General features: G+C 75.4%; 2 protein-coding genes and 1 pseudogene. 1 reads left to right on the top strand and 2 read right to left on the bottom strand.

Annotation, left to right across the window (positions count from 1 at the left end; genetic code table 11):
* Window position 1 precedes the first annotated feature (1 nt).
* The gene (locus AB0L89_RS16175; RefSeq protein WP_365140716.1) at window positions 2-10,522 is read left to right on the top strand and encodes an SDR family NAD(P)-dependent oxidoreductase; all 10,521 of its coding nucleotides are present in this window, start codon (window positions 2-4) and stop codon (window positions 10,520-10,522) included.
* 114 nt (window positions 10,523-10,636) lie between these two features.
* Here AB0L89_RS16175 and AB0L89_RS16180 read toward each other — a convergent pair whose 3' ends face one another.
* On the bottom strand, window positions 10,637-12,739 hold the full coding sequence (locus tag AB0L89_RS16180; protein ID WP_365141074.1) for a LuxR C-terminal-related transcriptional regulator: 2,103 nt from the start codon (window positions 12,737-12,739) through the stop codon (window positions 10,637-10,639).
* A gap of 198 nt (window positions 12,740-12,937) precedes the next feature.
* Window positions 12,938-13,426: pseudogene (locus AB0L89_RS16185) on the bottom strand (ATP-binding protein); the annotation flags it as partial.
* Between the last annotated feature and the right edge of the window lie 263 nt (window positions 13,427-13,689).

The following is a 13,689-nucleotide window of genomic DNA, read 5'->3' on the forward strand; positions in this document are numbered from 1 at the left end:
CGTGGATACATCCGTCGAGCAGATCGTCGAGGCGCTGCGCGAGTCGTTGATCGAGAACGAACGGCTGCGCCGGCGGAACGCCGAGATCACCGAGGCGGCCCAGGAACCCGTCGCCATCGTCGCGATGGCCTGCCGCTACCCGGGCGGCGTCAGCACGCCCGAGCAGTTGTGGCACCTCGTCGACCAGGGCGTCGACGCCGTGGGGGACTTCCCGGACGACCGCGACTGGGACGGCGACGCGCTGTACGACCCCGACCCCGACGCGCCGGGCAAGACCCATGTGCGCGAGGGCGGCTTCCTCTACGACGCGCCGCGCTTCGACCCCGGCTTCTTCGGCATCAGCCCGCGCGAGGCCATCGCCATGGACCCCCAGCAGCGCCTCCTCCTGGAGACGTCCTGGGAGGCGTTCGAGCGGGCCGGCATCGACCCGCACAGCCTGCGCGGCAGCCGCACCGGCATCTACGCGGGCGTCATGTACCACGACTACGGCAGCTGGCTCACCGAGGTGCCCGAGGGCGTCGAGGGCTACCTCGGCAACGGCAACCTGGGCAGCGTCGCCTCCGGCCGCGTCTCCTACACCCTCGGCCTCGAAGGGCCCGCCGTCACCGTCGACACGGCCTGCTCCTCCTCGCTCGTCGCCCTGCACCTGGCCGTGCAGGCGCTGCGCACCGGTGAGTGCACGCTGGCCCTTGCGGGCGGCGTCACCGTGATGTCGACGCCGGACACCTTCGTCGACTTCTCCCGCCAGCGCGGCCTGTCCCTGGACGGGCGCTGCAAGTCCTTCGCCGAGGGCGCCGACGGCACCGGCTGGGGCGAGGGCGTCGGCATGCTCCTGCTGGAGCGCCTCTCGGACGCCCGCCGCAACGGACACCGCGTCCTCGGCCTCGTCCGCGGCACCGCCACCAACCAGGACGGTGCCTCCAACGGCCTCACCGCACCGAACGGGCCCTCCCAACAGCGCGTCATCCGCGCCGCGTTGGCCAACGCCCGGCTGGACGCCGCCCAGGTGCACGCGGTGGAGGCGCACGGCACCGGCACGCCGCTCGGCGACCCCATCGAGGCGCAGGCGCTCCTGAACACCTACGGCCAGGGCCGCACCGAACCGCTCTGGCTCGGCTCGATCAAGTCCAACATCGGCCACACGCAGGCCGCGGCCGGGGTCGCCGGTGTCATCAAGATGGTCATGGCGATGCGCCACGGCAGGCTCCCCAAGACCCTGCACGCCGACCGGCCCACCTCCCAGGTCGACTGGGAGTCCGGTGCCGTGGAACTGCTCGGCGAGGCCCGCGACTGGCCCGTCACCGAGGAGCCGCGCCGCGCCGCCGTGTCGTCGTTCGGGATCAGCGGCACCAACGCCCACGTCATCGTGGAGGCCGCCCCCGAGCCCGAACCCTGGGACGCCGAGCCGGAGTTCGCCGCCCCGCTGCCGCTGGTCCTGTCCGGCAAGGGTGCGCAGGGCCTGACCGCCCGCGCCCGCCAGCTCCTCGACCACCTCACCGCCACCACCGACCCCGTCCCCGACGTCGCCCACGCGCTCGCCACCACCACGGCGGCCCTCGACGAGCGGGCCGTCGTCACCGGCGCCGACCTGCCCGCCCTCACGGCGGGCCTCACGGCCCTCGCCGAGGGCGCCGCCGCGCCGAACGTGGTGCGCGGCGCGCGGGCGGGGGAGTCCCGCATCGCCTTCGTCTTCCCGGGCCAGGGCTCCCAGTGGGCCGGCATGGCCGCCGAACTCCTCGACACCTCACCGGTGTTCGCCGCCACCATGGCCGACTGCGCCGCCGCCCTCGCCCCCGTCACCGACTGGGACCTCCTGGAGACGGTGCGGGCCCGCGAGCCGCTGGAGCGCGTGGACGTCGTACAGCCCGTGCTCTGGGCGATCATGGTGTCGCTCGCCGAGGTGTGGCGGTCCCACGGCGTGCGGCCCGCCGCCGTCATCGGGCACTCCCAGGGCGAGATCGCCGCCGCCTGCGTCGCGGGCGCGCTGTCCCTGGCCGACGGCGCCCGCGTGGTCGCCCTGCGCAGCCGCGCCATCGCCGAGGACCTCTCGGGCCACGGCGGCATGATGTCCGTGGCGCTGCCCGAGGACCGGGTGCGCGAGCTGATCGCCCCGTACGAGAACCGGGTCTCCGTCGCCGCCGTCAACGGCACCGCCTCGGTGGTCCTGTCCGGCGACGCCGACGCCCTCGACGCCCTGCGCGACGCCGTCGTGGCCGAAGGGCACCGCGCCAAGCGCCTGCCCGTCGACTACGCCTCGCACGGCGCACACGTCGAGTCGATCCGCGAGCGCCTGCTCACCGACCTCGCGGGCATCGAGGCGCGCACCGCCGACGTGCCGTTCTACTCCACCGTCACCGGCGGCGCGTACGACACCGCGGGCCTGGACGCCACCTACTGGTACACCAACCTGCGCCAGAGCGTCCTCTTCGCGCCCACCACGCGCACCCTCCTGGACGCCGGCTACGGCGTGTTCGTCGAATGCAGCCCGCACCCCGTGCTCCTGCACAGCATCGAGGAGACCGCCGACGCCGCGGGCGCCGACGTCACCGGGCTCGGCTCGCTGCGCCGCGACGACGGCGGCCCGGAGCGCGTCCTCGCCTCCCTCGGTGAGGCGTTCGTGGCGGGCCTGCCGGTCGACTGGTCCCCGGTCTTCGCCGAACTCCCCGTACGCGCGGTCGAGTTGCCCACCTACCCCTTCCAGCGCGAGCGGTACTGGCTCGGCCGCTCCCCGGCCACCGGCGACGTCACCGCCGCCGGGCTCTCCGCCACCGGCCATCCGCTGCTCGGCGCGGCCGTCCCGGTCGCCGACGGCGGCACGCTGTTCACCGGCCGGCTCAGCGCCGCCACCGCGCCGTGGGTCGCCGACCACGCGGTGGGCGACGCCGTGCTGCTGCCCGGGACCGCGTTCGTCGAGCTCGCGCTCGGCGCGGGGCACGACCTGGGCTGCGGGCACGTCGCCGAACTCACCCTGCGCGCGCCGCTGGTGCTGCCGGGACGCGCCGCGGTCCGCCTCCAGCTGCACGTGGCGGCGGCCGACGGAGCCGGGCACCGCGCGCTCACCCTCCACTCCCAGGCCGAGGACGCGGCCGACGGCGCCTGGACCCTGCACGCCGAGGGCTTCCTCGCCCCGCAGACCGCGCCGCCCGGCTTCGACCTCGCCGCCTGGCCGCCCGCCCGTGCCACCGCCCTGCCCGTCGACGACGCCTACGAACGCCTCGCCGCCCTCGGCTACGCGTACGGCCCCGCCTTCCAGGGCCTGCGGGCCGCCTGGCGACGCGGCGACGAGACCTTCGCCGAGGTCGAACTGGACGCGGACGCCGACACGTTCGCCCTGCACCCCGCGCTCTTCGACGCGGCCCTGCACGCCGACGGACTCACCGCGGGCGACCAGGACGGGGCCCGGCTGCCCTTCGTCTGGAACGGCGTCTCGCTGTACGCCGCCGGGGCCACCGCCCTGCGCGTACGCCTGACCGGCGGCGACACCCTCACCCTCCAGCTCGCCGACCCGACCGGTGCACCCGTCGCCGCCGTCGAGGGACTGGTCTCCCGGCCCGTCGACCCGGCGGCCCTCGCGGCGCCGGTCCGCGCCGACGACCTGTACCGCCTCGACTGGACCGCGCTGCCCGTCCCCGAGCGCCCCGACGTCGACTTCGCCGTCCTGGACGAGCGGGGCACCGACGGGCTGGAGAGCGTGCCGGACTGGGTGGTCCTGCCCGTCGCCCACGCCGGGGACCCCGTCGACGGCACACGGGAGTCCGCGGGGCGCGTGCTCGACGCGCTCCGCGCCTGGCTCGCCGACGACCGCACGGCCGCCGCCCGCCTCCTGGTGCTCACCGACGGCGCCGTCGCCGTGGACGACGAAGGCGTACGCGACCTGGCAGGCGCCGCGGTCTGGGGCCTGGTGCGCGCCGCGCAGGCCGAGAACCCCGACCGGTTCGTCCTCGTCGACACGGCCACGGGAACCGACGTGGACACCGACACGGCCGCCGCCGCGGTGGCCGTCGCCGCGGCCGTCGGCGAGCCCCAGTTCGCCCTGCGCGCCGCCACCGTGCACGTCCCGCGCCTGGCCCGCGTCACCGCCCCGCGCGACACCCCGCCCGCCTTCGACCCCGAGGGAACCGTGCTCCTGACGGGCGGCACCGGCGTGCTCGGCCGCCTCGTCGCCCGCCACCTCGCCACCGCCCACGGCGTACGCCACCTCGTCCTCGCCAGCCGTGGCGGCACCGTCGACGACGACTTCGCCGACCTCGACGCGGACGTCACCGTCGCCCGCTGCGACGCCGCCGACCGCGGCCAACTCGCCGCTCTCATCGCGGGATTGCCCGACGACCGGCCGCTGACCGGCGTCGTCCACCTCGCGGGCGTCCTGGACGACGGCCTGGTCACCGGCCTCACCGCGGACCGCCTCGACGCCGTGCTGCGCCCCAAGGCCGACGCGGCCTGGCACCTGCACGACCTCACCAAGGACCTCGGCCTTTCGGCGTTCGTGCTGTTCTCCTCGGCCGCGGGCACCCTCGACGGCGCGGGCCAGGCCGGCTACGCCGCCGCCAACGCCTTCCTCGACGGCCTCGCCGCGCACCGCGCCGCCCTCGGGCTGCCCGCACTCTCCCTGGCCTGGGGCTTCTGGGAGCAGCGCACCGGCCTGACCGCCCACCTCGACGACGCCGACGTGGCGCGCATGGCCCGCGCCGGCGTCCGCCCGATCCCTACCGCCGAGGGCCTGACGCTCCTCGACGCGGCCCTCGGCGCCGAGGAGTCGCTCCTGCTGCCCGTCGGCCTGGACCTGGGCACGCTCCGCCGCGCCGCCGACGTACCGCACCTGCTGCGCGCCCTGGTGCCCGCGCCTGCCCGCAGGACGGCGGCCACCCGCACCGGAGCGACCTCCTTCGCCGACCGCCTCGCCGCCCTCGCGCCCGCCGAACGCGACGCGGCGCTCATGGAGCTGGTCCGCACTCACGTCGCCGCCGTCCTCGGGCACGGCGCCGACATGGTCCTCGACCCGCGCCGCGCCTTCCGCGAGGCGGGCTTCGACTCGCTGACGGCCGTGGAGCTGCGCAACCGCCTCGGCAACGCCGTCGACCTGCGGCTGCCCGCCACCCTCGTCTTCGACTACCCCGACGCCAACGCCCTGGTCGGCCACCTGAAGCGCGAACTCGTCGGCCCGGACGCGCCCGCCGCGGCCGCCACCGACGCGCTGGTCGCGGGCCAGGACGAGCCGGTCGCCATCGTCGCCATGTCCTGCCGCTACCCCGGCGGCGTCACCTCGCCCGAGGAGCTGTGGACCCTCCTCGCCGAGGGCCGCGACGGCATCGACGCCTTCCCCGCCGACCGCGGCTGGGACCTGGCGGCCCGCTACGACCCGGAGCCGGGCAAGGCCGGTCACACGTACACCCGCGAGGGCGGATTCCTCTACGACGCCGCCGACTTCGACGGCGACTTCTTCGGCATCGGCCCGCGCGAGGCGCTCGCCATGGACCCCCAGCAGCGGCTGCTCCTTGAGGCGTCCTGGGAGGCGCTGGAGCGCGCAGGGATCGACCCCCACGCCGTACGCGGCAGCCGCACCGGCGTGTTCACCGGCGTGATGTACCACGACTACGGCAGCCGGCTGCGCAACGCCCCCGAGGCCGTGCGCGACTACCTCGGCAACGGCAGCCTCGGCAGCGTCGCCTCCGGCCGTGTCGCCTACACCCTCGGCCTGGAGGGCCCGACGCTCACCGTCGACACCGCCTGCTCGTCCTCGCTGGTGGCGCTGCACCTGGCCGCGCAGGCGCTGCGGCAGGGGGAGTGCACGCTGGCCCTGGCGGGCGGCGTCTCCGTGATGTCGACCGTCGACACGTTCGTGGACTTCAGCAGGCAGCGCAACCTGGCCGCCGACGGCCGCGCCAAGTCCTTCGCCGACGGCGCCGACGGCACCGCCCTGTCCGAGGGCGTCGGCGTGCTCGTCCTGGAGCGGTTGTCGGACGCGCGGCGCAATGGGCATGAGGTGTTGGCGGTGGTGCGGGGTACCGCCGTGAATCAGGACGGTGCGTCGAATGGTCTGACGGCGCCGAACGGTCCGTCGCAGGAGCGGGTGATCGAGCAGGCGTTGGCGGCTGCGCGGTTGTCGGCGGCTGATGTGGATGTGGTGGAGGCGCACGGTACGGGTACGACGCTCGGTGATCCGATCGAGGCGCAGGCGCTGTTGAACACGTATGGGCAGGAGCGGTCGGGGGGTTCGCCGCTGTGGCTGGGTTCGATCAAGTCGAACATCGGGCACACGCAGGCCGCCGCCGGTGTGGCGGGTGTCATCAAGATGGTGATGGCGATGCGCGAAGGGGTGCTGCCGCGCACGCTGCACGTGGACGAGCCGTCGACGAAGGTGGACTGGTCGGCGGGTGCGGTGCGGCTGCTGACCGAGGAGCGTGACTGGCCCGGGACGGACCGGCCCCGGCGTGCGGGCATCTCCTCGTTCGGGATCAGCGGCACCAACGCCCACGCGATCATCGAACAGGCCCCCGCCGAGGACCTCGTGCCGGAAACCGCGCCCGAGCCCGCTGCGGACGCGCACTCCGCGGCCCCCGGTTCCGGTGCCCGGCTCCTTCCCCTCCTCCTCTCCGGCGCGACCCCCGAGGCACTCGCCGCGCAGGCCGAGCGCCTCAAGCGCGTCGCCGACCGGCCGCTCGCCGACCTCGCCCACTCCCTCGTCACCGGCCGTGCCGAACTCGCCCACCGGGCCGCCGTGATCGCCCGCGACCGGGACGAACTCCGCACCGGACTCGACGCGTTGGCCTCGGGTACCGCCGCCGACACCGTCATACGCGGCAAGGAGACCGCTGGCAGGGTCGCCTTCCTCTTCACCGGACAGGGGGCCCAGCGCCCCGGCATGGGGCGCGGCCTCCACGCCTCCCACCCCGCGTTCCGACGCGCCCTTGACGAGGTCTGCGAGGCGCTCGACGCACACCTGGACCGGCCGCTGCGCGACATCATGTGGGCCGAGCCGGGCAGCGCCGACGCCGCTCTGCTCGACCGCACGCTCTACACGCAGGCCGCCCTGTTCGCCGTCGAGACCGCGCTGTACCGGCTCCTGGAGTCCTACGGACTGCGCCCCGACCACCTCGCCGGACACTCCGTCGGCGAGCTGACCGCCGCCCATGTCGCGGGCGTCCTCGACCTGCCCGACGCGGCCCGGCTCGTCACCGCGCGCGGCCGGCTCATGCAGGAACTGCCCGCGGGCGGCGCGATGCTGGCCGTCGACGCCACCGAGGACGAGGTCCGTCCGCACCTGGGCCCGGACGTGTCCCTCGCCGCCGTCAACGGCCCGCGCGCCGTCGTGGTCTCCGGCACGCAGGCCGCCGTCGAGGCGGTCGGCGCCGCCTTCGCGGACCGCAGGACCAAGCGGCTGCGCGTCAGCCACGCCTTCCACTCGCCGCTGATGGACCCGATGCTCGCGGAGTTCGAGAAGACCGCCCGCGAGCTGTCCTTCGCCCCGCCGGCCGTCCCCGTCGTCTCGAACGTCACCGGCGTCCGCGCCACCGACGACGAGCTGTGCTCGCCCGAGTACTGGGTACGCCACGCCCGTGAGGCCGTCCGCTTCGGCGACGCCGTACGGACCCTGGAGGCCGACGGCGTCCGCACCTTCCTCGAACTCGGCCCCGACGCCGTCCTGTCGACGATGGGCGTCCACGCCCTCGCGGAGCCCGAGCGCGCCCTGCTCGTCCCCGTCCTGCGCAGGGACCGCGCGGAGGACGCCGCGCTGGCCGCCGCCCTCGCCACCGCGCGGATCCGGGGCCTGTCCGTCGACTGGGGGAAGGTGTTCGCCGGGACCGGGGCCCGTCGCACGGACCTGCCGACGTACGCCTTCCAGCGGCAGCGGCTGTGGCTGGAGGACCGGCCGGGCCCGGCCGGTGACGCGGGCGGCCTCGGCCAGGCGCCCGCCGGGCACCCGCTGCTCGGCGCGGTCCTCTCGCTGGCCGCCGACGACGGCGTCGCCCTCACCGGCCGGCTCTCCCTGGACACCCACCCCTGGCTCGCCGACCACGCCGTCGCCGGCGTCGTCCTCCTGCCGGGCAGCGCGTTCGTCGAACTCGCCGTGCAGGCGGGCGACCGGGTGGGCTGCCCGCACATCGAGGAACTCCACCTCGAACGCCCCCTGGTCCTGCCCGTCGACGGCGCCGTCCACCTCCAGGTGGCCGCGGGCGCACCCGACGGCGAGGGACGGCGGCAGCTGACCGTGCACGCCCGTCCCGAGGGCGCCGAGAGCGGCTGGAGCCGCCACGCGGGCGGTGTCCTCACCCCCGGGGCCGCCGCCGAACCGGCCGCCCTGGAGGCCTGGCCGCCGGCCGGCGCCGAGCCCGTCGACGTCAGCGGCACCTACGACCACCTCGCCGAACAGGGCTACGCCTACGGTCCGTTGTTCCGGTGCCTGCGCGGCGCCTGGCGGCTCGGCGACGAGGTCCTCGCGGAACTCGCCCTGCCCGAGGACGCCGAGGCCGATGGATTCGCCCTGCACCCCGCGCTGCTCGACGCCACCCTGCACGCCATCGACCTGCTCGACGGCCAGGACCCGACGGTGATGACGCTGCCGTTCTCGTGGGACGGCGTGACCGTCCACGCGGCCGGGGCGACCACGGTGCGGCTGCGGCTCACCCCGCACGGCACCGAGACGATGACGCTGCGGCTGTTCGACGGCGCGGGCGCGCCCGTCGCCGACGTGGCCGCCCTGCGCATCCGCCAGGTGACCGCGGAACAGCTGACCGCGGCGGCGCCCGCGACCGGCGACCTGTACGAGGTGCGCTGGACGGCGCTGCCCGCCGCCCCCGACGGCACCGCGCCGCGGCCCCGCACGCTCACGGTCCGCCCGGACACCGGGGCGCCGCTGCCCGCGCTGGCCAGGGACACGGCCCTGGAGGCCCTCACCGCGCTCCAGCGCCACCTGGCCGACAACACGGACACCGCACCCCTCGTCGTCCTCACCCGGTCCGCCGCCGCCCTCGACGGCCCGCCCGACCCGGCCCAGGCCGCGCTCGCGGGCCTGGTGCGCGCCGCCGCCGTGGAACACCCGGGCCGTCTGGTCCTCGTCGACACGGACGACGACCCCGCGTCGGCCGCGGCCCTGCCGGCCGCCGTGGCGGGCGGCGCCCCCGAACTGGCCCTGCGGGCGGGCACGGCGTACGTGCCGAAGCTCGCCGAGGCCACCGCTTCGCCGACCGACGCGCCCGCCCGCGCCCTCGACCCCGAGGGCACGGTGCTCATCACCGGCGGCACCGGCAGCCTCGGCCGTCTGCTGGCCCGGCACCTCGTCACCCGGCACGGCGTACGCCATCTGCTGCTGACCAGCCGCTCGGGCAACCGGCCCGAGGAACTGGACGAGGTGGCGGCGCTCGGCGCGACCGTGACCGTCACGGCGTGCGACGCCACCGACCGCGACGCGCTGGCCCGGCTGCTGGACGCGATACCGGCCGCGCACCCGCTGACGGCCGTGGTGCACGCCGCGGGCGTCCTCGACGACGGGCTGCTCGGCGACCTCACCCCGGACCGCCTCGACGCGGTGCTGCGGCCCAAGACCGACGCGGCCTGGCATCTGCACGAGCTCACCCGTGGCCACGACCTCGCGGCGTTCGTCCTCTTCTCGTCCGCGGCGGGCGCGCTCGGCGCGGCGGGGCAGGCCAACTACGCGGCGGGCAACGCGTTCCTCGACGCCCTGGCGGTCCGGCGGCGCGCCGAGGGGCTGCCCGCCCTCTCGCTGGCCTGGGGGCTGTGGGACACGGGATCGGGCATGGCGGCGGGACTCGGCGCGACCGAGACGCGCCGGCTGGCCCGCGACGGCATCCTGCCGCTGCCCGTGGACCGCGCCCTGGCCCTGTTCGACCGGGCCCTGGCCGGGGACAGCGCCCTGCTGCTGCCCGTGCGGGTACGGATCACGGAGGACGCCCCGGCGATGATCAGGGCGCTGGCCCCGGCGCCCGCGCGCCGCACGGCCCGTGCGGAGGCGGCCGTCGAGCCGCTGCCGCTGCGCATCGCCGGGCTCGGCGCCGCCGACGCCAAGCGGCTGCTGACCGAGATGGTGTGCGGTCACGTCGCCGACGTCCTCGGGCACGACGGCGCCGCCGCGATCGATCCCGGCCGGGCCCTTGGCGACCTGGGCGTGGACTCGCTGGCCGCGCTCGACCTGCGCAACCGCATGAGCGCGGACACCGGGCTGCGCCTGTCCACCACGCTCACCTTCGACTACCCGACGCCGGACGCCTTGGCCGAGCACCTCTTCGAGGAGCTGGGCGGCGACACCGGTCGGAGCACGGTGGACGTCGAGGCCGAGGTGATGCGCCTGGAGGAACTCCTGGGCGACGCACTGGAGTCGGCCGCGGTCGACGGCGAGCGGCGGGCCCGGGTGGCCGCCCGCCTGCGGGCGCTGAGCGCCACGTGGGGCGGTGCGACGGAGTACGAGGCACCGCGGCCGCGCGAGGAGGAGGGCGCCGCGCTGGAGTCGGCCTCCGCCGACGAGCTGTTCGGCATCCTCGACGACGAGCTCGGCAGCTTCAACTGAGGGAGCCGTGGACCGTACGACGCCTCGGCCGTCCCGGACAGCGTCCGGGACGGCCGAGGGGAAGCGCGGCGAGGAACAGGGAGGGGAGGCGCCGTGGCGGGAGAGAGAGGGCGGTCAGACCGCCGAGTGACTGCTGCGGGCCTCCTGCTCCGGCAGGGCGGGGATGCGGCGCTCCAGCATCTTGGAGGGCAGCTCCGTGCGGCTCGCCACGTTCAGCTTCCGGTACACGCGCGTCAGATGCTGCTCCACCGTGCTGATGGTGACGTGGATGCGGCTGCTGATCTCGCGGTTGGTGTAGCCGAGCGCGGCCAGGCCCGCGACGCGGTACTCGGCGTCGCTCAGGAGGGGCGCGGCGGTGCCGGAGCCGCCGGGGGCCGGGGCCGCGGACGGGCCGTGGCCCAGCAGACGGTCGTCCACGGGCGACTCCACACGGCACGCCTCGGCCTCCTGCGCGGCCTGCCGCGCCACCAGGCGGGCCCGGTCGAACTCGCCGAGCTCGGAGTGCGCGGCGGACAGATCGCCGTAGACCAGGGCGAGTTCGAGATGGTCGCCGCAGATCTTGAGGAGGTCGATCGCCTCGCGCAGCAGCGGCGCGCGCTGGTGCGGCTTGCTGGCCCCGGCCAGGACGCGCAGCGCCATGGCGCGGGCCCGGGAGCTGTGCCCGCCCGGCAGCCGCAGCTGCTGCTCGGCCCACTCGCGGGCCGTGCGGGGCTTGCCGATCCGGAGGTTGGCCTGCGCGAGGTCGGTCCGCCAGGGGATGCCCTTCTGCAGGTTGGGGTTGCCGTCCCGCATCAGCCGCCCGCAGGTCTCGAAGTCGTCGAGCGCGGCGAACGCCTGGTCGGTGGCGAGGTGGTGGTGGCCGCGGGCGCGCAGGTACTGCAACCCGAAGACGGTGCGGAACATCGGCTCGGGGACCTCGCGGGTGAGGAGTTCCTCGGCGTCCTTGTGCCGGCCCAGCGCGGTGTACGCGAAGATCGCCGTGGACAGCGGATGGCCGACGAGCACGCCCCAGCTGTGCGCGTGCAGCATGTCGAGCGCCTCGACGGCGCGCTCCGCCGCCGCGGTCACGTCCCCCTGGAGCAGGTCGAGTTCGGCCCTGATGCTGCCGAGCAGCGCCTGCCAGGTGCGCGCCCCGCGGCGCACGGCGCAGTCGAGGAGCGCGTCGCAGGCCTTGGCGGCGTCCTCGGTGCGGTCGGTGTGCGCGATGGCGAGCAGGGCCATGGCGACCAGTTCGAGGTTGAGGTGGTCGAGCTGGTGGCTCTGCAGCGCCTGGGCCACGGCCGCCACGGAGGCGTCGGTGGCGTCGCCGCCGACCAGGACGGCCATCTTGGCGCGCAGACCGGTGGCGTCGCCGATGGCCGAGCGGGGCTGTGCGACGAGCCTGGCGACGTCGGCGCTGCGGCCGGCGATCGCGACGCCGTAGAACCACTGCCGGATGAACTCGACCTCGGCGATGATGTGGGCGTCGGATTGCGTCCGCGAATGCATGACCGTGCTGATGGTCCTGGCCGCCAGCTCGGTGTCGCCCTGCCAGAGCATGTGCCGCAGCACGGTGGCGGCGTCGCGCGGGTCGAGGGCGTCGCGCAGGGCGGCCTCGCGCAGCGGCGCCAGATAGGTGCCCGCGGCGGCCGGGTTGACCCGCCATTCCGCGCGGGCCAGGGCGGCCGACAGGGCGTGGCGCTCCCACTCGTCGTCGCAGTCCCGCAGGACGAGGCGGAGATAGCTGGTGCAGAGCACCACGTCGTCGGCGGCCAGGGCCTGTTCGGAGGCGGCGCGCAGGATGCCCCGGCCCCAGGCCGTGTCGACCCGGTCGGCGGCGAGCAAATGGCCGGCCACCTCGGAGGCGGGCGAGCCGTTGCGGTACAGCAGCCCGGCGACCTCGCTGTGCAGGGCGCGGCGCTCGGTGCGGTCCATGTCGTCGAGGATCGCCGCGGCGGCGGCCGGGTGCCGGAAGGCGTAGCCGTCGAGCAGTCCCGTGGCGCCCAGCACGTCGGCCACGTCCTGCACGGCGGCGGGCGTGGTGCCGGTGAGGAAGCCGACGGTGGTGGCGCAGGCGCGGTCGCCGAGCGCCGCGACGGTCCTGGCCACGCGGATCTGCCGGGCGTCGCCGCGGTAGAGGCAGGCGAGGACCGCGTGGCGGTAGGAGGTGCTCGCCACGGGCCGGCCGATGTCGGCCCGCGCGCGGGTGCTGTCGTCCAGGAGGGCGTGTACCAGCATGGGGTTCCCGGCGGTGGCCCGGTAGTACGCGCGGCTGATTTCCGCCGGAACGGCGGATCCCGCCTGGAGGGCCAGAAGGTCGGCGACCCCCTGCTCAGACAGTGGGGCAAGGCGCACCCGGCGATGGGGCTGACGTGCCAGCTCGCGATGAGGAATTGACCGAGAAGCGCCGTTACTTGAGGTTGCACAGACGACAAGTATTCGTCTGGTGCGGATTTTTCTGAGCAGACTCAGGAGCCCTTGCAGCGATTCCCGGTCCATGAGATGAGCGTCATCCACGGAGATGAGCAGAGGGAGATCATCGGGTGCCGCCGCGAGTAACGCGGCGGTAACTTCCTCGGCCGCGCGCGTGACGGCAATGTTCCAAGTTTTTTCGTGTTGTTGATAATTCGTTTCCTCGCCGTCGAGTAAGGACGGGAGTGCGTGTGCCAGCGGCCAGGCGGTCCCGGCGCCGTCGAGCAATTGCCGGATCACGCTCATCGGGCGGTCCCGCTCGGTCGCCGATGCGGTCGCGGAAAGCACGCGCGCGCCGGTGGCGCCCGCGGAGTTGAGGAATGCGTGCACGAGGCCCGTCTTGCCGGAACCGGGGCCGCCCGTGACGATGACGAGTCCGCCGGCTCCCTTCGCGCTGTCCGTGAGCGCTTCGTGCAGGGTCCGCAGTTCTCTGTCGCGGTCGAACAGGCGCATGGGTCAGCCCCCTGAGATCGTGTTTCCCCGTGGATCGCGCCCCGACGTTCGGCGGTCCGAGCGGGGGACCGCCAGGTCAACGCGGGAATGGCTGTGGCGCCCGGTCCGTTCGCGGCCGTGAGCGGTCGGCCGCGGGCCCGGGCGTTCGGGCGGGCGTCCGGCCCCTGATCTGGGCTCCCGGCGGGGCGCGGAGGTGGCGGGCCACAGATGGTGCACCGGTGACGGTGACAGGTGGGGGCGGAACCGGTGGGGCGGTGCTGTCT

Origin of the sequence: Streptomyces sp. NPDC052114 (assembly GCF_040680155.1) — a bacterium.
Taxonomy (GTDB): Bacteria; Actinomycetota; Actinomycetes; order Streptomycetales; family Streptomycetaceae; genus Streptomyces.

Bases quoted from the DNA above. Each gene is read 5' to 3' on its own strand.
- AB0L89_RS16180 (WP_365141074.1), bottom strand. From the start codon at position 12,739: ATGCTGGTACACGCCCTCCTGGACGACAGCACCCGCGCGCGGGCCGAC.